Annotated in this window: 17 protein-coding genes and 1 pseudogene; 9 read left to right on the top strand and 9 right to left on the bottom strand. The window is 61.8% G+C overall.

Features of this window, described 5'->3' with window-relative positions; translation table 11 throughout:
• The first annotated feature begins 10 nt into the window (after window positions 1-10).
• Window positions 11-2,182 carry a site-specific recombinase gene (locus Q0L30_RS05405; RefSeq protein ID WP_296652249.1) on the top strand — a complete coding sequence of 724 codons (2,172 nt, stop codon included), beginning with the start codon at window positions 11-13 and terminating at the stop codon, window positions 2,180-2,182.
• Between the two features lie 160 nt (window positions 2,183-2,342).
• On the top strand, window positions 2,343-3,647 hold the full coding sequence (locus Q0L30_RS05400; protein WP_296652245.1) for a class I SAM-dependent RNA methyltransferase: 1,305 nt from the start codon (window positions 2,343-2,345) through the stop codon (window positions 3,645-3,647).
• Between the two features lie 168 nt (window positions 3,648-3,815).
• Here the strand turns inward: Q0L30_RS05400 and Q0L30_RS05395 are convergent, their stop codons facing one another.
• Together Q0L30_RS05395 and Q0L30_RS05390 are read right to left on the bottom strand one after the other, a co-directional pair.
• A complete protein-coding gene (locus tag Q0L30_RS05395) occupies window positions 3,816-4,337 on the bottom strand; it encodes a class I SAM-dependent methyltransferase (protein ID WP_367277776.1) in 522 nt (173 codons plus the stop codon).
• 168 nt (window positions 4,338-4,505) lie between these two features.
• Window positions 4,506-4,919, bottom strand: a pseudogene (locus Q0L30_RS05390) (NAD(P)(+) transhydrogenase (Re/Si-specific) subunit beta); the annotation flags it as partial.
• Between the two features lie 107 nt (window positions 4,920-5,026).
• Here Q0L30_RS05390 and Q0L30_RS05385 point away from each other — a divergent pair.
• The gene (locus Q0L30_RS05385; RefSeq protein WP_296652242.1) at window positions 5,027-5,416 is read left to right on the top strand and encodes a VOC family protein; all 390 of its coding nucleotides are present in this window, start codon (window positions 5,027-5,029) and stop codon (window positions 5,414-5,416) included.
• A 97-nt stretch (window positions 5,417-5,513) separates the two neighbouring features.
• Entirely contained in the window at window positions 5,514-6,200 is a 687-nt protein-coding gene (locus Q0L30_RS05380; protein WP_296652239.1) for a YafY family protein, read from the top strand.
• Between the two features lie 137 nt (window positions 6,201-6,337).
• Here the strand turns inward: Q0L30_RS05380 and Q0L30_RS05375 are convergent, their stop codons facing one another.
• Together Q0L30_RS05375 and Q0L30_RS05370 are read right to left on the bottom strand one after the other, a co-directional pair.
• Complete coding sequence (locus Q0L30_RS05375; protein ID WP_296652236.1) at window positions 6,338-7,678, bottom strand: APC family permease; 1,341 nt, start codon at window positions 7,676-7,678, stop codon at window positions 6,338-6,340.
• Window positions 7,679-7,810: 132 nt separating this feature from the next.
• Entirely contained in the window at window positions 7,811-8,656 is an 846-nt protein-coding gene (locus Q0L30_RS05370; protein WP_296652233.1) for a carbon-nitrogen hydrolase family protein, read from the bottom strand.
• Window positions 8,657-8,829: 173 nt separating this feature from the next.
• Here Q0L30_RS05370 and Q0L30_RS05365 point away from each other — a divergent pair, with 173 nt between their 5' ends.
• Together Q0L30_RS05365 and Q0L30_RS05360 are read left to right on the top strand one after the other, a co-directional pair.
• On the top strand, window positions 8,830-9,657 hold the full coding sequence (locus tag Q0L30_RS05365) for a response regulator transcription factor (protein ID WP_296652424.1): 828 nt from the start codon (window positions 8,830-8,832) through the stop codon (window positions 9,655-9,657).
• Between the two features lie 38 nt (window positions 9,658-9,695).
• Window positions 9,696-10,103: an NUDIX domain-containing protein gene (locus Q0L30_RS05360; protein WP_296652230.1), complete on the top strand. Its 408-nt coding sequence runs from the start codon at window positions 9,696-9,698 to the stop codon at window positions 10,101-10,103.
• Window positions 10,104-10,347: 244 nt separating this feature from the next.
• Here the strand turns inward: Q0L30_RS05360 and Q0L30_RS05355 are convergent, their stop codons facing one another.
• A complete protein-coding gene (locus Q0L30_RS05355; protein WP_296652227.1) occupies window positions 10,348-11,181 on the bottom strand; it encodes an oxidoreductase in 834 nt (277 codons plus the stop codon).
• A 95-nt stretch (window positions 11,182-11,276) separates the two neighbouring features.
• Between Q0L30_RS05355 and Q0L30_RS05350 the strand changes: the two genes are divergently transcribed.
• From Q0L30_RS05350 to Q0L30_RS05340, 3 genes are all read left to right on the top strand, one after another.
• Window positions 11,277-12,245, top strand: coding sequence for an AraC family transcriptional regulator (locus Q0L30_RS05350; RefSeq protein WP_296652224.1), 969 nt, complete (start codon window positions 11,277-11,279; stop codon window positions 12,243-12,245).
• Window positions 12,246-12,659: 414 nt separating this feature from the next.
• Window positions 12,660-12,962 (top strand): DUF2127 domain-containing protein, encoded by a 303-nt coding sequence (locus tag Q0L30_RS05345; protein WP_296652222.1) that lies wholly within the window; start codon window positions 12,660-12,662, stop codon window positions 12,960-12,962.
• 62 nt (window positions 12,963-13,024) lie between these two features.
• The gene (locus tag Q0L30_RS05340) at window positions 13,025-13,627 is read left to right on the top strand and encodes a phosphatase PAP2 family protein (RefSeq protein ID WP_296652423.1); all 603 of its coding nucleotides are present in this window, start codon (window positions 13,025-13,027) and stop codon (window positions 13,625-13,627) included.
• A 373-nt stretch (window positions 13,628-14,000) separates the two neighbouring features.
• Here the strand turns inward: Q0L30_RS05340 and Q0L30_RS05335 are convergent, their stop codons facing one another.
• From Q0L30_RS05335 to Q0L30_RS05320, 4 genes are all read right to left on the bottom strand, one after another.
• Window positions 14,001-15,542, bottom strand: a complete 1,542-nt coding sequence (locus tag Q0L30_RS05335; protein WP_296652219.1) for a rhomboid family intramembrane serine protease — start codon at window positions 15,540-15,542, stop codon at window positions 14,001-14,003.
• A gap of 356 nt (window positions 15,543-15,898) precedes the next feature.
• Window positions 15,899-16,897 (bottom strand): DUF2059 domain-containing protein, encoded by a 999-nt coding sequence (locus Q0L30_RS05330; RefSeq protein ID WP_296652215.1) that lies wholly within the window; start codon window positions 16,895-16,897, stop codon window positions 15,899-15,901.
• A gap of 673 nt (window positions 16,898-17,570) precedes the next feature.
• On the bottom strand, window positions 17,571-19,028 hold the full coding sequence (locus tag Q0L30_RS05325) for an NAD(P)(+) transhydrogenase (Re/Si-specific) subunit beta (protein WP_296652213.1): 1,458 nt from the start codon (window positions 19,026-19,028) through the stop codon (window positions 17,571-17,573).
• The gene (locus Q0L30_RS05320) at window positions 19,029-19,358 is read right to left on the bottom strand and encodes an NAD(P) transhydrogenase subunit alpha (RefSeq protein ID WP_296652210.1); all 330 of its coding nucleotides are present in this window, start codon (window positions 19,356-19,358) and stop codon (window positions 19,029-19,031) included. It lies immediately after the preceding gene.
• Between the last annotated feature and the right edge of the window lie 12 nt (window positions 19,359-19,370).

Here is a 19,370-nt window from a genome sequence, read left to right as displayed (position 1 = left end):
GTTACGCCCCATGATTCAATCGTTCAAATCTCTCTGGAAGAAGTGGCGCGCATCGCGCGGCACAGTGCAGCAACTCGACGCGCTGCTCGCCGCCGCCGATGCCGACGCCCCTTACGCCGAACGCAGCGACTGGCTGATCGAGCTGATGCACTGGATTCACCGGCGCGGCACGCTCGACGCCACGGACCTCGGGCGCGCGGCGTCCGACGACGAACCGCGCTCCGCGCCGCCCGAACACGCGCGCGTGCGCTACCTGCTGCACGTGCTCGAACGCAATCCCGCGTGGCGGGCGAACGTCGGCGCGATCATCCGCAAGCTGCTGCGCGAGAGCGACAGCATTTCGCTGCTCTGCGACGCAGGCATGCCCGTGCATTCGGGCCTGACCGGCGCGCTCGTCGAGCGCATCCAGGCGCAGTTGATCCCGCCCGCACCGAGCCGGCGCGACCTCGCGGCGCTCTTCACGCTGATGTTTCCGAACGAAAGCGATCCCGACTGGATTGCGACGCTGCCGCTCGATCTGCTGACCCGGCTGCACGCGTTGATCGTCGAACCGGAGGAAGCGCGCGCGCCGCTTCCCGCCACCGCCGTTGCGGGAGACGAACCCGATGCGGCCGCAGCCACGCCGCGCGGGCGGCAGCGCGGCGACTTCCCGGTCGATTTGTTGACGGCGCTTCACAACCTCACGAGCCAGATCAGCTCGACGGGCCTTTCGTCGACGGTCCGCAGCCGCCTGCTGGACGACGACGCTCCTGCGGACGTCGAACGCCTGCCGTTCTACCGCCTGAACCGCGCGATGCTCGCAGTGGAGAACGCCCGCGACGCGGGCGAGCCGGAGCGGCTGCTCCAGGAAGTGCGCTGGTTGCGCCTGCTGCTCGATAGCTGCCGGGCGGCCACCGACGATGTGTTCGCCCACCTCTACCGTCACGGCGTGCGCGTCGACACGGTGTTCCAGGTCGACCGCATGCGCATGCGGGTGCAGCGCGCCGAGCAACTGCTCGACGCATGGATGGCGTCGCATGACGTGCGCCTTCAGGCGCGCCTCGTCGCCGATCTGGTGAGCGCGAACCAGGCCAGCCAGAGCGTCGCGCACCTGTTGCGCAGCAACTTCGCGCTGCTCTCGCGCAAGGTCGTCGAGCTGAGCGCCGACACCGGCGAACACTACATCGCCCGTAACCGCGCCGAGTATCTGACCATGCTGCGCATGGCCGCGGGCGGCGGGCTCGTTACGGCGGTGACGGTGTACGTGAAGTTCGGTATCACGGGCGCGCACCTGCCGTCGATTGTCGAAGGCGTATTCGCGGGCCTCAACTACGCGCTCAGCTTTCTCGCGATCCACTTCTGCCACTTCTCGCTCGCGACCAAGCAGCCCGCGATGACGGCGCCGACGCTCGCACGCGAACTCGACGGCACCGGCAAGGCGCCGGGGCGCGCACGCTTCGTTTCGTCGGTGGTGGCGCTGATCCGCACCCAGGCGGCGGCGGTGCTCGGCAACGTCCTGCTCGTGTTTCCGGCGTGCCTCGCGATCCAGCTCGTCTTCGGCTGGCTGTTCGATGCGAGCCTGATCTCGCCCGAGAAAGCGCACAGTACGCTGCAGTCGTTCTCGCTCGCGGGCCCGACACCGCTCTACGCCGCGCTGACCGGCGTGCTGCTGTGGGCTTCCAGCGTGTTCGCCGGATGGGCCGACAACTGGTTCGTGCTGCATCGCGTCGAGGACGCGCTCGCGTGGAACCGGCGTCTGCGTCTCACGCTCGGCACCTCGGGCGCGGCGCGCTTCGCCCGCTTCTGCCGCGCGAACGCCGGAGGTGTCTGGGGCAACGTCGTGCTCGGGATGCTGCTCGGGCTGGTTCCGGCCGTCGTGTCCGCGTTCGCGTTCCAGTTCGAGGTGCGCCACGTGACGCTCTCGGCGGGCGCGATCGGCGTCGCGATGGGCGTGCTGGGCGCCGCGACGCTCGAAACCGCCGAACTCTGGTGGGCCGCGGCGGGCGTCGCCAGCATGGCGGTGCTCAACGTGACGGTGAGCTTCGGGCTCGCGATGCAGATGGCGCTGCGCTCGCGCGGCCTGCGGCACAAGGACGTGCGGCCGCTCATGCGCGCGCTGCAACGGCGCGTGGTGCGCCGCCCGATCGACCTCTTCTGGCCGATGCGCAAGAGCCGGGACGGCGCGAAGGCGGGGCGGCACTGAGGGGCCGCGCTGAGGGGCCACACTGACGCACGGAAGCACGGCAGTGCCGCACCGCTTTGGAGCACGGCAAGCGGTCCGGCCGCGCCGCCCGACATCCGGGCGGCCCGCCGCCGCAACCCGCGTACAATAGCGCCTTCCCCGCAGCGTCCCGTCTTTCTTCATGTCCTTCGAATTCTTTGCTCCCTGCCCGCGCGGGCTCGAAACCGCGCTCGCCGCCGAACTGGCCGAAACCGCGCAACGGCGCTTGCCGCCCGGTGCGCTCGAGGTCGGCGCCGATGTGCCTGGCGGCGTGCACTTCCGCGGCAACTGGGCCGGCGGCATGGCCGCGAATCTGCATTCGCGCATCGCGAGCCGCGTGCTCCTGAAGATCGCCCAGCGTCCGTATCGCAGCGAACAGGACATCTACGCGCTCGCCGCCGAGCAGCGCTGGGAGCAGTGGTTCACGCCGAACGAAACGCTGCGCGTCGACATCACCGCGATCAAATCGCCGCTGCGCAGCCTCGAATTCGCCACGCTGCGCGTGAAGGACGCCATCTGCGACCGCATGCGCTCGAAAGCGGGTGCGCGTCCGAGCGTCGACACCGCGTATCCCGACGTGCGCGTGTTCGCGTTCCTGACCGCCAGCGACTGCACGCTCTATCTCGACACGTCGGGCGAGCCGCTCTTCAAGCGCGGCTGGCGTCTCGACAAGGGCGCGGCGCCGCTGCGCGAGAACCTCGCAGCCGGCATCCTGCGTCTCACGGGCTGGACGCCCGGCACGCCGCTCTACGATCCGATGTGCGGCAGCGGCACGTTCCTCGCCGAAGCGGCGCAGGTCGCGCTCGACATCGCGCCGGGGCTGTCCCGCAGCTTCGGCTTCGAGCGCCTCAAGCAAGTCGACACGGCCGCCTGGCGTTACCTGAAGAGCGAGGCGAACACGGCGCGCAACACCGCGCAAAACCGCACATCCGGTCTGCACATCTACGGCAGCGACATTTCGGACGTGATGCTCGAAAGGGCGCGCGCCAACTTCGCGCGCGCGGGCTTCGGCAACGTGCCGCTCAAGCAGATCGACGCGCGCAACATGACGCCGCCCGAAGACGCGCCGGGCATCCTCGTCGCGAATCCGCCGTATGGCGAGCGTATCGAAGTGCGCGGGCGCAACGCGCGCGGCGAAGCGCGGCCATCGCGCGACCGCGACGACGCCGAAGAGGGTTTTCGCCGCGCCCAGACCGATGCCGACGCACCCGACGCCGAATTCTTCCAGGCGCTCGGCGATGCGCTCAAGCAGCGCTTCACCGGCTGGCGCGCGTTCGTGCTCACCTCGGACCGCAAGCTGCCGGGCCAGCTGCGCCTGCGCGAATCGGCGAAGACGCCGCTCTATAACGGCGCGCTCGAATGCCGCCTGTTCCGCTTCGATCTGATCGCGGGAAGCGTGCGTCAACGTCCTGCGCAGGACAATGCGAACCCGGGCCAGAACGCCTGATTAGCGCCTGATTAGCGCCTGATTCAACGGCGGCGCGCACCCCCAAAGGATGTGCGCCGCACGCTGGCCCGCCTGAGCGCTGCTTCGACTGTGTTGCATCGACCGGTTGAATCCGCCCCCCTGAGCCGACATTCGCCATTCCTGGTAGCGGTCCCCCGTGCGGGAAGTTCAAGCTTCCCGGCAGCCCCGCGCACCGTCCTTGACGAAAGCAAGGCGACTCCACGTCACGCCCATGCGCCGATTTCCGCTCTGGAAAGATTCGGTCTGGACGTTCAGTACCGTTAGCAGGCCGTGAGCCTTCGCGAGTTGAATCGTCTCTATTGCCGAAACGTCGAACATCCGCCGGCCTTCCGGAACGGGGCCGTGACGCAAGGACATGACCAGCATGGCGCCTTCGCACAGAAGAGCGCTGATGTTCGGCATCGCCCGGCGACGTTCGTGCTCGTCAAGGTGCATCCAGACACCGGATAGCATTACAAAGTCGAATTTCTTTCGTCTCGAACGCAGCGTCGCGAGATCCGGCAGGCTATCGTCCAGCCATTCAATCCGGGGAGACTGATGCTGCCTGATTCCTGCCACTCGCAACGCGTCCACCGGTTCGACGGCCACGACCGTATGCCCCATCGCCGCGAACGCAGCGGCGTCGGTTCCGATACCGGCTCCGACGTCGAGGACGCAGGACGGTGACACCGGCACGAGATGGATGATCGGCGCATGGTGTTCCGCAAACGATATGTGTCGCCATTGCTCGATGAGGGATTGCGCATTCTCGGCGTAGCCCTCCGTGCCGCTGACATTGATGGACACCAGCGCCCTCCATGTGTCGGTGTTTCGGGAAGTTTGCCAGATCGTCGTCGATTCCTCGATCACCTTGTTCGCGTCGCGGAACACCATCATCGACTGGTCCATGTAGAACAATTCGTTGTCGAGGCCCGCGTAATCCGACACCATCGTGCGCTTGTTCACGATGACCGTGCGCGCCTTGCACGTTTCGATGATCGGCATGCCCGCAATCGGCGGCTTCGGATCGTTCTTCGCCGCCGGATTGACCACGTCGTTCGCGCCGAGCACGAGCATGAGCACGACTCCGGTGCGGCCGAACTTGTTGTTGATGTCATCCATTTCAAACACGGGATCGTAGGGCACTTCCGCTTCCGCGAGCAGCACGTTCATGTGACCCGGCATGCGCCCCGCAACCGGATGAATCGCGTAGCGCACATCCACGCCCTTATCCACGAGCTTGTCGGTCAAATGTTTCGAAGCATGCTGTGCCCCTCTGCTGACACTACGTTGTCAGCAGCGCCCCCGCACACTTCGCTTACGCCATCTGGCGAAGCCGCATCACTCACCGTCAGCAGTCCGCAATCGAGGAACGCATCATGTCGACCGAAATGTCCCATGTCATCTCGTGGTTCGAAATCCCTGCGTACGATCTGGAGCGCGCCGCCCGCTTCTACGAAACGGCGCTCGATACGCCGTTGCAGCGCGACGTGGTCGGCGGCGTGCCGATGGCGCTGTTCGCCCACGCCGAATCCCACACGGGCGGCTGCATCGTGTTCAATCCGCGCGACTCGAAGCCGGATCCCAAGGGCGTGCTCGTGTATCTGAACGCGCAGCCTTCGGTGACAGCGGTGCTCGACCGCATCGAAAAGGCCGGCGGCAAGAAGCAAGGCCCGGCGCAGGAGTTGCCGAACAATTTCGGCTATATCGGCTTCTTCATCGACACCGAAGGCAACCGCGTCGGGCTGCACGCACCGAAACTCGGCTAACGCACGAGCGGCGCTATGATCGCGCCATGGGCGGATGGCCGCGGCCCGGCGGCCGGACGGCCATCGATCCCTTTCTCCGTCGACTCCTCGCGCCCTTATGTCCCGTCGTGCCGACCGGCTGTTCCGCATCGCCGAGCTATTGCGCGGACGGCGTCTCACCACCGCGCAGCAACTCGCCGAGTGGCTCGAAGTCTCGCCGCGCACCGTCTATCGCGACGTGCGCGACCTGCAGTTGTCCGGCGTGCCGATCGAAGGCGAAGCGGGCATCGGCTACCGTCTTGCGCGCGCCGCGAGCCTGCCGCCGCTCACCTTTACCGCCGACGAACTCACCGCGCTCGCCGTCGGCGCGCGCATGGCCGAATCGTGGGGCGGCGCGGCGCTCGCGGGCGGCGCACGCGGCGCGCTGGCGAAAATCGCCGCGGCGATGCCTGCGGACAAGCGCGTGGTGCTCGAACGCCTCGCCGTGTTCGCGCCGTCGTATCACGTCGACCGGGCATTTTCGGAGAAAGTGGATGCGCTGCACCGCGCCGTCGACACGGGGCTCGTCGTGCGCTTCGCCTATTGCGACCGGCTCGGCGCGCACACAGAACGGCGCGTGTGGCCGCTCGGGCTCGTCTACTGGGGGGCGCGCTGGACGGTCGGCGCGTGGTGCGAACTGCGCGAGGATTTCCGCAATTTCGACATCGCGCGCATGACCGGCGTCGAAGTGCTCGAACCGTTTCCCGACATGAGCGGGCGCAGGCTCGCCGACTACTTGCGGCGCGTGAATGCGCCTACGCGTTAGGGTCCAGGCATCAGCGTCCGGGCATCAGGGTCCTGGCATCAGGGCCTGGACATGAAGCACGCGCGCCGGGTGCACGTATCACGTGCTCCCGGCGCGCTCACATCACGAGATCCGCTGAAGCGATTCGCGATTTCAGATCAGATTGCCACTTCGGGCGGCGCCTGGCGGAACAGGCGCGTGATCCAGCACAGATACGCAAGCCCGAGCACGAACCACACGGCGCCGAGCACGAGCGCAGTCTTCTCGAGACTCGCGAGCAGCCAGATATCGGCCACCGCGCCGATCAGCGGGAAAATCACGCCGCCGATCAGGCCGATCTTGAGCCCGCCGTGATTGCCCGACAGGTACACGCGAACCACGCACAGATTGACAGCCGTGAAGGCGAGGAACGCACCGAAGTTGATGAACGAGGTCGATGTGGCGACATCGAGTTTCAGTGCGATCAATCCGACGATGCCTGCGAGTGCGATGTTGAACGCGGGCGTTTTAAAGCGCGGATGAATGAAACCGAACACGCGCTTGGGCAGGATCTCGTCGCGGCCCATCGCGTAGAGCAGCCGGCCGACGCTCGCCTGCGCCGAGATGCCCGACGCGAACTGCGCGAGGATCAGGCCTGCGAGGAACACGGTCACGAACACATCGCCGCCGATCATCTTCGCCACTTCGAATGCGGCCGAATCCGTGTCCTTGAATTCGACGCCCGGGTGCGCGAGCTGCATCGTGTACGCTGCAATCACGAAGATCGCGCCGCCGATCAGCGCAATCAGCAGGATCGCGCGCGGCATGTTTTTGGTCGGATCAATGGTTTCCTCCGTGAGCGTGGAAACCGCGTCGAAGCCGAGATAGGAATAGGCGGCAATCGCTGCGCCCGCCATCGTCGCGCCGAACGGCACGTGCGGCTTGAAGAACGGCTCGGCCATCGCGATGCCGCCAGGGCCAGCCGCCGCCGACGCGTAATGCCAGCACAGCACGACGAACATGGCGGTGATCGCCAGCTGCACGATCATCAGCACGATATTGAAGCGCGCGGCCAGTTCGATGCCGACGATATTCAAAACGCTCGTCAGCACGATAAACGCAACGATCCAGATCCAGGTCGGCACATGCGGAAACGCCGCGTTGAGATACGCAGCGCCGATCAGCCAGATCACCATCGGCAGGAAGAAATAATCGAGCAGCGTGGCCCAGCCGATCATGAAACCGAGGTGCGGGTTGAACGTCTTGCGCGTGTACGTGTAAGCGGAACCTGCGACCGGAAATAGCCGCGCGAGTTTGCCGTAGCTGAGTGCGGTGAATCCGATCGCAATCAGTGCGAGCAGATAGGCGAGCGCGGCCGTGTCGTCGCTGGCCTTGGCGAGCACGCCGTAGGTGCCGTAGACGATCAGCGGCGCCATATAGGCAAGACCGAAAAGCAGCACGGACGGCAGGCCGAGCGTGCGCTTAAGACGAGATGGTTCAGAAGATGACGACGTTTGCATTATGTCTCCTTGACCTTTGGGAGGCCGATACGAATGCCTTTTTGTCGTACAGCTGGCATTTAATGAAGGTAAGCAGGCACGCGCAGGGCACATGGCCTTGCGCGATGTCGCGGAAGAACGGCTAAAAGGGGCTTACGTGTCGCGACGGCGAGTCGCTTCGATCAACAGCGTGCGATTCCCATCCGCTTGTTCGACAGGCACGAGACCGAGCGGCACGCGTGCGTCGCGCAGATAGTTGTAATGTTCGAGGCTGGCTTCGATACGCGTGAAATCGATCTTCGCCTTCGTAACCATCTCGTCGCGGCCGAGTTCGACGAGGGTCTCGCCAAACGGATCGACGACTGCGGAAAGGCCCGCGAACGTGAGGTTGTCGTCGCCGGAACCGCAACGGTTCACCATCAGCGCGAACATCTGGTTTTCCATCGCGCGTGCCGCGATCGCGCGGCGATGCACCGGACCGAACGGATCCATGTTGCCGTTCGTGACGATCAGCAGATCGGCGTCGAGCGCGCCGACCGCGCGCGCCGTTTCAGGAAATTCGATGTCGTAGCAAATCAGGAGACCTACCGTGAGACCGTGCCACTTGCCGGTCACGAAGCGATCACCCGGCGTGAATACGCCGACATCCGATGCCCACAGGTGCGTCTTGCGATAGCGCAACGCGATGGCGCCACTTTCATCGATGAGCACGGAGGTGTTGTAGAACGCGTTGCCGTCGCGTTCCGCGAGGCCCACTGCAACGGCGACACCTTTTTTTCGTGCCGCGTCGCGCACCGAGGACAATGCGGGACCGTCGAGCGTCTGTGCAATATCGGCGACGTTTTCGCGCGTCGGGAAGCCCGACAACGTCGTTTCGGGGAACACGATCAGTTTCGTGCCGCCCGTCGCATCAACCCGTTCGATCGCCTCGATCACCTTGCGCGTGTTGTGCGCGACGTCGCCATCGATGAGCGCGAGTTGTGCCAGTTCTACCTGCATGAAAATGTCTCCTTCCAAACACCTTTCGGCAGCATGTCACTTGCGTACGCACGTTCGCACGACTCTTCGTCGCACGAAACAGATTGCGCCGCTGCCTCGTAATGTGATGGATTATCGAGGTATTATTTTTTTCCTGGAATTACCCACGAGGGTTACCCTCACCGGAGGACATGATGGACCTGGAGTGGCGAGATCTCGCGTTTCATCGGGAGATCGGTTCGGTCATCGATGCCCTCGATGGCCCGCACTTCTGGGCGCGCCTCACGCGCGTGCTCGAAAGACATATCGAATTCGACAGCTGGGTTGCGCTGTGTTTCGTGCGCGGTGCCACGCCGCTCGTACTCGCCGAGCAGGCGATGCCCGACGGCAAGATTGATCTGATGTTCCAGGACTATCTGGCTGCGCTTTATCTGCTCGATCCGTTCTATCTCACCGCATTCGAAACGCAGGAGTCGGGTTTCTACACGCTCGCCGATGTCGCACCGGACAACTTCCGGATGACCGAATACTACGAACGGTACTTCAAGAAAAATATCGTCGGCGACGAGGTGCATTTCAACGTCGTGATTGATCGAGATCACACAATGGGGTTTTCGCTCGGCAAAACGAGCAGGTACGACGAGCGCGAAATCGCATCGCTCACGCTGTACTCGCCCTGGGTGCGGGCCTTGATGCAGCAGCGCTTGCGCTTCGAAAAATTCGCGTGGAAAGAAGCGCCGCAAGAGCCGCGCGCCACCGAAAGTGTGGGGCCAGACCCGCATGCGCGCTTTGGCATGTTGACGGACAAGAGCGGACGCGGCGCGTTGACGACGCGCGAAATCGAAGTGGCCATGCTGTCGTTGAGCGGATTCTCGTCGCGCGCGATGGCGGAGAAATTGTCTATTTCATTCGAGACGGTGCGCGCACACAGAAAACACATTTACGCAAAGCTCGGGATCGGCTCACAGTCCGAACTGTTCGCCCTGTTCTACGAACCGGGAAAAGCGGGTGAGGCCGAGTGATGCACGGCTGCGCCGAATACCATAGGGAATGTATGGCTTTGTCCAAAGAAATCTACATCGCTGCTGCAGTGATAACGCGAGAAGACGGCAGCATACTGCTCGTCAGAAAGCGCGATACGCTGGCGTTTATGCAGCCGGGGGGCAAACTGGAGCCGGGCGAGAAAGCCATTGATGCACTTTGCCGGGAACTGCACGAAGAGCTTCGGTTACACATCGCGCGTTCGTCGGTGAGCTATCTCCGACAATTCTCTGCGCCCGCCGCAAATGAACCGGACCATACCGTGATCGCGGAAGTTTTTCACGTCCCTATTACGGCGACAGTCAAGCCCGCCGCCGAGATCGAGGAAATTGTCTGGACCGATCCGCATACGCCAGGCCCTTTAAATCTCGCACCGTTGACGCGAGATCACATCCTGCCGTTCTGGCTCGAACGATCACCTGAATAACACGTCGGGGCTCAACCTCGGAAGCTTCCGGGCCCGCATATACATGAGGGGCGAGGCATGCGCGATTGGCCCCGATCCAGCCACTGGTATCGAATGAGCGGTTGAATCCGCAACCGGTTTCAGACGCGAGCAAGCAATCCTTTAGCGCCCTCTGTGCATTGAAATGCGGACTACCGCATAACGGTAGCCCGCAGGTTTTTTGTGCCGTCGACGCGTGGCGGCATACCTTTGCGTTCCGCGTGACTCAGCCGTCCGTCGAGACCGTGACAGACTCCCACGCCCGGATCTCGTCATCGAGCGCCGACAACTTGCCTCGCACCAGGCCGAGTGCATCGCTGCCGAGCAAAAGATGCACGGGCGGGCTGTCTGCAGCGATCGCCGCAAGCATTGCGCGCGCTGCTTTGCGAGGATCCCCCAATTGCTTGCCGCTTTTCTCCTCGCGAGCTTTGCGAACGGGGTCAAAGACGTCGTCATAATCCACGATGGACCGGGCCGTTCGCGTCATTGAACGGCCCGCCCAGTCGGTCCGGAAAGAACCGGGCGCCACGGCTGTCACGGCGATGCCGAACTGCTTGACCTCTTTGGAAAGGGCTTCGGAAATACCTTCAAGCGCGAACTTGCTTCCGCAGTAATAGGCAATTCCGGGCATCGTGATGAAGCCGCCCATCGACGTGATGTTCAGAATGTGCCCGCGTCGGCGCGTACGCATAAACGGCAATACCGCCTTCATCATCGCGACTGAGCCAAAGACATTCACATCGAACTGTCGACGCATTTCCGACAAAGGCGACTCTTCCATGATGCCTTCGTGCCCATAGCCGGCATTGTTGACCAGCACATCGATGGGGCTCACGTTCGCCTCGATTTCCGACACTACGCTGTCGATGGCGTCAAAATCCGTCACGTCAAGAATTCGTCCGAACGCGCCGTGCGGGGCGAGGGACTCGAAATCGCGCCTGGCCTGCACACTTCTCACCGTGCCGACAACCTTGTGGCCGACCGTGAGCGCCTCTTGAGCGAGCGCCCGGCCGAACCCGCTACTGACGCCGGTGATAAGCAGAGTTTTGCTGATTTGCATTGAAGCAGCCTCCGTCACGTTGACTGAAAGTTGCATGCTAATCTTGCGACCAAGGCCGGATAAGGCTGATTTCGCTAAATTTCTTGCACAAAACTATGAGCGCAAAACCTGCCTCCACGGAGCGGCCTGAACGTTCCCGTCAAAGCCACAATCGCATGGTTGCCCTTCTGCGCGAGTTGGCGCCCGACGAGGGCTACAACTTGACGGCATTGCCGGGCGTGCGCATCCTGCGTTCGAACCGTGCGCTGTCGCGCACGCCGGTTCTCTATGACCCCGGCATTGTGATCGTGTGTCAGGGCCGCAAGCGAGGTTATTTCGGTGATCGGCTCTATCTCTACGACGAGCGTCACTACCTCGCTGTGTCCGTGCCCGTGCCATTCACCATGGAAACCGACGCAACGCCAGCGCGCCCGCTGCTTGCCCTCTACCTGCACCTCGATTTCACGATGGCCGCCGAACTCGCGGCGCAGATCGATCGCGAAGGCATCACGGAACCAGTCCAGGCGCCTCAGAGCATGATATCGACGCCGATGGACGACGCGATGCAGTCGTCTGTGTTGCGCTTCCTCGAAGCGATGCACCGGCCGCTTGAAGCCGCCGTATTGGGCCCGGGCCTGCTGCGCGAACTGTACTTCCGCGTGCTGACCGGAGCACAGGGACGCTCGCTGAGAGAGGCTCTTGCGATGCGCGGGCAGTTCGGTCGAATCGCCCGATCCCTGCGTCTCATCCACGCAGGCTATGCGCAGCCGCTCGACGTGACGCTGCTTGCCGAGGAAGCGGGCATGAGCGTCCCGAGCTTCCACAGCCACTTCAAGGCAATCACGCAGGTATCGCCCATGCAGTACGTCAAGTCGACGCGTCTGCATCAGGCCCGGCTGTTGATGGTGCGCGAGAGCGTGAGCGCGGACGCCGCCAGTCACGCCGTGGGCTACACGAGCCCTTCGCAGTTCAGCCGGGAGTTCAAGCGCATGTTCGGTTTGACGCCAGCGGCGGAGACGAAGCGCATGCGTGAAAACTTCGCCGTGCCGGCGTTTGCCGATGCGACGTATGTTTCGTCACACTGAACTTCACGTGCTTCTTTCGTTCAGGAAGCTATCTGGTCGCCAGCGTCGGCTGAACGACTGGAGGCGGGCGCTTGAGGGAATATGGCGTCTGGTCGACTGTGGTCCGATGGCGCTGGCTGGAATCACCCCACAAGCGACAGTTGACCAGGCGCCACCTGATTGGCCCCTTCCGAAGGTACAACGGTCACTCATTTCTTCGAGTGGGTCGGCAGGTCATCGGTCATGGTGTCAGTGCGCGAGTGACGCAATACGCGGTTTGCTTGATCAACCGCTTTTCCATGCGGAGCGTTCACGCTGCGCCTCGCGGAGAGTTCGGTCATTCGCCGGATAATGCCGCTATCGTTGCCTTAATCCGCTCTTAAGCTTCCTCGCTGTACTCTTGTCTTGCATCCAGCGCCGACGCGGCAAGTGTGGATGAGGTTCATCCAATCCGTACCGCAAGCCGGCGAAAATCATATGCTCGACATGCGAAGGCTTTTTGACGGACGGAAGCTTTCTGTGGCCTTTGAGGTGAGCCTGTGGCTCAAGGGAATCTTTGCGCTCCCGGAAGCTGTATCCGGCGTTGCCACCTACTTCGCGTCCCCTCGAATTTTGTTGACGTTGGCGCTTTGGGTCACCAGGGACGAGTTTGCCGAGGATCCCCATGATCTCGTGGCCAACTTCCTCGTCCACACCGTGCAGCATCTTTCGGTTAGCGCTCAGAGATCACCCCATTGATGATGTGCTGCTTCGCGAAGCGGTGCCGCTACATCTCCCTGGCTTTACAGTAAAAATCCATGATCCAAACAATCGAAGCATTCAATCGAGCGATTTTCCTTCGGATCAACGCCACGCCAGCTACGCCGCATTGGCTTGCCGAATCTGGTTTGCTAATCGCCAACTACGCAATCTGGATAGTCCCGGTCACACTTGCCTGCATGTGGCTGGCGGCAGGGGGAGAGAGGCGTCAAATAGCCGTTCACGCGAGCCTCGTTGGCTTTGTCGCGCTTGGCATCAACCAGTTGATCGGTATGGTCTGGCATCACCCTCGACCGTTCGTAATCGGGTTGGGACACACGCTTTTGGCACATGCGTCAGACTCATCGTTTCCAAGCGATCACGTTACGCTGCTTTCAGCCGTGTCGTTCACTTTCCTCTACAGCGGGAAGCGACTCCTTGGCATGTTTATTCTTGCCGTCGATATCGCGGTGGCGTGGTCGCGCGTGTTTGTCGGCGTGCACTTTCCGTTCGACATGGTCGGCGCGGCCAGCGTCGCCTGGATGACATACGTTCTGACCTCGGCGCTCTGGAGCAAATGGGGATCGGCTTTTACACGGAAATGCATTGCGGCGTACCGTAAAACGTTCGCCTGGCCGATTAGCCATGGGTGGCTGCGGCCATAATTGGTTGTGCACGCAGGAAGCCGACCTGCAAAGCGGACGTCTCCTCACTCGCGGACATGGGCCACTCGAAGGTCAATGCAAAACGCTATGCCGATGTCGCTTGTTGGCCGACTACCACCCGACGCTGTCGTGCGTAGCCGACCCACTCCGGTCAGACAACTTTCTCCAAACCGGTCAGTCAGCCAAATCCAGATTTTGCAAACTGGAGTGCCACTAAGCGGCCGTTGGCGACCTCACGCAATCGGCCAGGAAGCGACGGTCGCCAATAGCCTCGTGTCGACATTCCAATCACTCTCGAATCCGGAAGCGCACGCCTGGAGGAAGATCACGGCGATCCGTTCACCATTCCTTTTGGGGCTCTTCTATTGAGTAGCTATCGCGCTTTTGAAGGCGTGCCCCGTTTGATGACCTCCGTCCGTTCGTAATCCACCTTCTGTACCAGCATCGGCACGACCTTGTCGTCGGCCTGCTTCGCCTCAATGCTGTTTGCCGCGAGCTTAAGTAAATCCAGCGTCTCACCATAGTAAGTCAGCAGATTCCTGCGTACCTTCTGGGCGGAAGGATTCGGCGGCACCTGAGAGGCCTCGGTCAAGTCATAGAGCCGCTGCCATTCCGGCACCAAAGTGCCGCGAATTCGACCAGCCACTGTCGTCCGGCCTTCATCTGTTGCAGGGTAACGCTTCAGCGCAATCACGTCTGCGATGGCTTGCCTTTCCGGACGGACCATCTGCATGACGAATTTCGCGAACTGCATCGCATCCTGACGATCCGGGCGTTTGCCCAAGTCGACGAGTGCCCAGACCATGCCACCGATCAGAGCACAGGTGACAGCGGCGGGTACACCGAACGTCATCATCCAGTCATCGGACGCCCTCGTCGATTCATCCGGGGTCGGTGCAAGCACCAGCCCGAGGATGAAACCGCCGAACAGACCGCCGAGATGGGCGCCGTTGTCGACGCCGGAATGTCTGAATCCGCCCGGCAACGTATAGATGATAAAAGCCACCGCGACATGCAACTGCCGCAGGTAAAACGCGCGCGGCACAACGCTGCCGTGCCTCAGGAGATACGCGACAATTGCGCCGAGCACGCCATAGATGGCACCCGATGCACCCATGCTGTTCACGGCCGGATGCCACAGCAGGCTGACAAGACTGCCTGTAAGACCAGCGAGCAGATAGAGCGCAATAAAACGTCCGGTGCCGAACAACCGCTCGGCGATACGTCCGGTTTGCGCGAGCACAATCATATTGAAGAGCAGGTGAACGAAATTTGCGTGGATGAATAGAGAGGTTAACAGACGCCACCACTGCCCTTCCTGCGTGTACGGCCCAAAGTTGCTGCCTGCGGCAACCGATATATCCGGCGAGATGCGCCCGTGGCCGCGTGCAGCCATCCAGAAGTACACCAGGGCGGCGATCGTTACGATCGACCACGTCGCCCAAACGTGCGGCGTGCGCGCATTGATACCTTCGAGAAACTGAAGCTGCTCGTGGTTTTCGGTCGCGTAGGTACGCGTCATCTGCGTCGGTAGCGCTTCGCGTAAAAGCCTCGCATCGTCGCGATTGCGTGTGCGTACAACGATAGTTTCCAGTTCGCCCCCGTTGGCCAACTCGAACAGAACGGATCGCCCGTTGATGCGCGCGTTGAAGATATCTTCCCGCCGCAAGGTCAGATCACGGCGCAGCGGCGAACGAAAGAGGCGCGAAACAGACGTCAGGATGGTCACGGCCCGATCATTGACGTGCACCGTGCCTTTGTTTTCGAACGAACTGGCCCTGACCTCGCCCCACCTCTTACGTAATCGCGATCCCAGCGCGACAGGAAGCTCCAGTTCAATCCCTACCCGGCCGATGTCCTCCGCGTGCGCGACCTGCGATGGAATGAGATCCCCACCTGGCTCGATGCTATTCATGGCGTGACTCCCAGTCTGCGCCGCGCGCTGGCTGCGCAGCATTTTTCTTGTCAGTTGCGACCTGGCTGCCAGAAGGCTGCGCACCAGCGATTATTTCCCCGTTCGCTTGCGTACTAAATAAGGACCTGTATTTGCGGCGCGTCTAAGTGACCTTACCCCACGGAGCGGCTGGTCGTGGACGTCCCAAGTGGACGCCTAACGAAAAGTGATGTGCTCGGCATGAGTACTCCCGACCCGAAACCGACACTCGATTTCGCGAACAGCGGCCATTGAACGACATGGGCAGCGTCTGTAAACAGGACCGACGTCCTCGGTCGCACTCTTCCCAAACTACTGCTGTTCCGATTCTCGCACTGCTATTTATCGCTCGAAAGAGACCGGTAGAGCTGCCGCCATTTATTCAGATTTCCATTCAACTCCGGGCTGAACTCCGCAGCGACCTTCCCAGCGGCAGCGTTCGCAACATTGGTAGCCTCGTAAAGCGCACGCAGTTCGTCAAGTTCGGGCGGCGATGTTGCGAACGAAGTATAGATGGGAAGATCCGCTGAATATTCATCCTCTAACCGGTCCAGGATTTGCCCCTGACTTTCAGCGACGACATGCATCATGATTGCAATCGCGGGGCCGCCGGATGTATCACCTCCGGCTTTTCGCGCATCCTCACTTGCCACAATAAATATGGAGAAGGTCTTCGAAAGGCGGAGTAACTGGATTCTCGCGCGCATCGCTGCCGGTGTGCTGGCCTGAGAATCATGGACCGCTTTCCCTGTGAAGAATTGGTTCATGCCGCTGTTGCTGGCCGCCGTCAACGCCCCCTGAAGCGCCAGGTATCGCTGTCCCGCATCTGATTCGTAGAAGCGAATGAGCGTATTGGCATCTTTACTGCCAAGGTGCTTCTTATAGCTCTTGCCGATCGCCTCGGAATAAGCGTTTTGAATAGCGGGCGCCACCTTTCTCTTGTAACCTTCGACTATCGATTGGCAGTCTTCAGAGATGACGTCCCGCATTTTTCCCCAACGCGGATCGCTGGAGTTCCAGTCCCGGTTGTTCGGATCGACTGCACGGATATAGCGCTCGACGCACGCATTCGCGCTTGCTGCAGAACCGCTATTCGAGGGATCGGATGCCTGCATTTTCTCGATCGCAACTAGCCGATCGATCTGAGCAGCAGTCACTCTCGGGCTGGTTAATTGTGTATCTCCCCTTGTTGTTGACGGCGTATCTGCGAAGCCATTCTTATCAATACCAGCCGAAGGGACAGCATAGTCCGCAGTCGGTTTGGCGGCAGCTTCGTGTGCGAGCCAGAAACCGATAAAAGCTATGACAATTGCCGGGGCCGTAATCCCTCTTCTCATACTTCTTTTCCCCCGTTTTGGCCAAACGGCTGCTGGTTAATCCGACAGTTTCCCGGATGTGACAGTCAACCAGCAGATACTATGCGCAACAGGCGGGAGTCTTGTGTGCGCCGAGCCACATGCTTGCTTAAAACTGGAAGACTCAGTGCGCGCCTGAAACGACGTTCATGGTCGCCGAAAGCGCCGCCCCCGCAATGCATATCGATAAGGCCAAGGCGATCTAAACCTGGATGAGGGCGTCAGAGCGAAAGACGTTATAGGGCGTGAGTTCGAGGCTCAAGTGTTCGGGCATGAGTAACCCGTTTCCACAGTAGTCGATTTCGACATAGCTCAAGTGACCTGAATCATCGGAAAACAAAAGAATTTCTAATGATCCTGCGTCTTCAGGCCCGCTCCTATTCCGGAAGTCCGCTTCAAATACCAGGCCGTAACCGCGTCCGACCGCCGAAATTCCAGCCACTTCGCCCGGCGTCGACATCGACAGCGCGAAACTGTTGCATCCGCACTCACAAAGCTCGACGATTTGTCAACAATCTACGCGCGGGTGTCGATTGACCGCGTCCTGGCCACCCCCAACCGATATCCCCCCGCCTCCACTGCAATCCACAAAAAAACAAAAAAAGCGCGCATCGCTGCGCGCTTTCCCTGCCGTGAAAATAGCGCCACAGCGCCATCATTCGACCGACTTCACCATCTCCTCGATCACTTTCTTCGCATCACCAAACACCATCATCGTCTTGTCCATATAGAACAACTCGTTGTCGAGGCCCGCATAACCCGACGCCATCGACCGCTTGTTCACGATGACCGTGCGCGCCTTGTACGCTTCGATGATCGGCATGCCCGCAATCGGCGACTTCGGATCGTTCTTCGCCGCCGGATTGACCACGTCGTTCGCGCCGAGCACGAGCACGACATCGGTCCTGCCAAACTCGTTGTTGATGTCATCCATTTCGAACACGAGATCGTAGGGCACTTCCGCTTCCGCGAGCAGCACGTTCATGTGACCCGGCATGCGCCCCGCAACCGGATGAATCGCGTAGCGCACATCCACGCCCTTATCCACGAGCTTGTCGGTCAGTTCTTTCAAGGCATGCTGCGCGCGCGCGACAGCCAGGCCGTAGCCCGGCACGATCACCACGGATTCGGCGTTGCCGAGCATGAACGCGGCGTCGTCGGCGGAACCCGACTTCACCGGACGCTGTTCCTTCGAACCGCCCGCCGCCGCCGCCCCACCCGCTTCCGCGCCAAAGCCGCCCAGCAACACGTTGAAGAACGAGCGGTTCATCGCGTGGCACATGATGTACGAGAGGATCGCACCGGAAGAGCCGACGAGCGACCCGGCGATGATCAGCATCGCGTTGTTCAGCGAGAAGCCGATGCCCGCCGCCGCCCAGCCCGAGTACGAGTTCAGCATCGACACGACGACGGGCATGTCCGCACCGCCGATCGGAATGATGATGAGCACGCCGAGCGCGAACGCGATCAACGTCATGATGATGAACGGCAGCCACGACTGCGTGAGGAAGAACAGTATCCCGAAGCCGATCATGCCGAGCGCGAGCATCAGGTTGATCAGATGCTGGCCCGCATACACCACCGGTGCGCCCTGGAAGAGCCGGAACTTGTACTTGCCCGAGAGCTTGCCGAACGCGATCACCGAGCCGCTGAACGTGATCGCGCCGACAAATGTGCCGATAAACAGCTCGACGCGGTTGCCGTAAGGCAGGAAGTCCGGGTACGGCGCATCGGCGGCCACGAGTCCGAACGCGGCGGGCTCGGAAACAACCGCGTACGCGATGCACACCGCGGCAAGACCGATCAGCGAGTGCATGGCGGCGACGAGTTCCGGCATCTTCGTCATCTCGACGCGCGCGGCGACATACGCGCCAACCCCGCCGCCGATCACGAGCGCGGCGAACAGGAGCACGAGGCCGAGACCGAGGTCGGAGCCGAATTGCGCGGACTCTTTCACGATCAACGCGAGGGTCGTGAGGATCGCGATGGCCATGCCGGTCATGCCGAACACGTTGCCGGCGCGCGCGCTTTTCGGATTCGAGAGTCCCTTGAGCGCCTGGATGAAGCAGACCGACGCCACCAGGTAGAGGAGCGTAACGACGTTCATGCTCATTTACGCGCCCTCCTTGCCACTGGCACCGGTGATCTTCTTCGGTTCCTTCTTGCGGAACATCTCCAACATGCGCCGCGTGACGAGGAATCCGCCGAACACGTTGACAGCTGCGAGCAGCACGGCAAAGGTGCCGAAGAACTTGCCCGCGCCGCCCACGGTGAGCCCGGTGGCGAGCATCGCGCCGACGATCACGATCGCCGAGATCGCATTGGTCACGGCCATGAGCGGCGTATGCAGCGCGGGCGTGACGTTCCAGACCACGTGATAGCCGACGTACACGGCCAGCACGAAGATGATCAGGTTGATGACGGTGTGGTTGATGATTTCCATCGCCGGTCTCCG

Origin of the sequence: Paraburkholderia sp. (assembly GCF_024281035.1) — a bacterium.
GTDB lineage: Bacteria > Pseudomonadota > Gammaproteobacteria > Burkholderiales > Burkholderiaceae > Paraburkholderia.
This window is presented reverse-complemented; position numbering and strand designations above follow the sequence as displayed.

What these genes read in the sequence shown, in the direction of transcription:
- Q0L30_RS05405 (WP_296652249.1), top strand. Translation starts at nt 11, where the DNA reads ATGATTCAATCGTTCAAATCTCTCTGGAAGAAGTGGCGCGCATCGCGC.
- Q0L30_RS05400 (WP_296652245.1), top strand. Translation starts at nt 2,343, where the DNA reads ATGTCCTTCGAATTCTTTGCTCCCTGCCCGCGCGGGCTCGAAACCGCG.
- Q0L30_RS05385 (WP_296652242.1), top strand. Translation starts at nt 5,027, where the DNA reads ATGTCGACCGAAATGTCCCATGTCATCTCGTGGTTCGAAATCCCTGCG.
- Q0L30_RS05380 (WP_296652239.1), top strand. Translation starts at nt 5,514, where the DNA reads ATGTCCCGTCGTGCCGACCGGCTGTTCCGCATCGCCGAGCTATTGCGC.
- Q0L30_RS05375 (WP_296652236.1), bottom strand. Translation starts at nt 7,678, where the DNA reads ATGCAAACGTCGTCATCTTCTGAACCATCTCGTCTTAAGCGCACGCTC.
- Q0L30_RS05370 (WP_296652233.1), bottom strand. Translation starts at nt 8,656, where the DNA reads ATGCAGGTAGAACTGGCACAACTCGCGCTCATCGATGGCGACGTCGCG.
- Q0L30_RS05365 (WP_296652424.1), top strand. Translation starts at nt 8,830, where the DNA reads ATGGACCTGGAGTGGCGAGATCTCGCGTTTCATCGGGAGATCGGTTCG.
- Q0L30_RS05355 (WP_296652227.1), bottom strand. Translation starts at nt 11,181, where the DNA reads ATGCAAATCAGCAAAACTCTGCTTATCACCGGCGTCAGTAGCGGGTTC.
- Q0L30_RS05350 (WP_296652224.1), top strand. Translation starts at nt 11,277, where the DNA reads ATGAGCGCAAAACCTGCCTCCACGGAGCGGCCTGAACGTTCCCGTCAA.
- Q0L30_RS05345 (WP_296652222.1), top strand. Translation starts at nt 12,660, where the DNA reads ATGAGGTTCATCCAATCCGTACCGCAAGCCGGCGAAAATCATATGCTC.
- Q0L30_RS05335 (WP_296652219.1), bottom strand. Translation starts at nt 15,542, where the DNA reads ATGAATAGCATCGAGCCAGGTGGGGATCTCATTCCATCGCAGGTCGCG.
- Q0L30_RS05330 (WP_296652215.1), bottom strand. Translation starts at nt 16,897, where the DNA reads ATGAGAAGAGGGATTACGGCCCCGGCAATTGTCATAGCTTTTATCGGT.
- Q0L30_RS05325 (WP_296652213.1), bottom strand. Translation starts at nt 19,028, where the DNA reads ATGAGCATGAACGTCGTTACGCTCCTCTACCTGGTGGCGTCGGTCTGC.
- Q0L30_RS05320 (WP_296652210.1), bottom strand. Translation starts at nt 19,358, where the DNA reads ATGGAAATCATCAACCACACCGTCATCAACCTGATCATCTTCGTGCTG.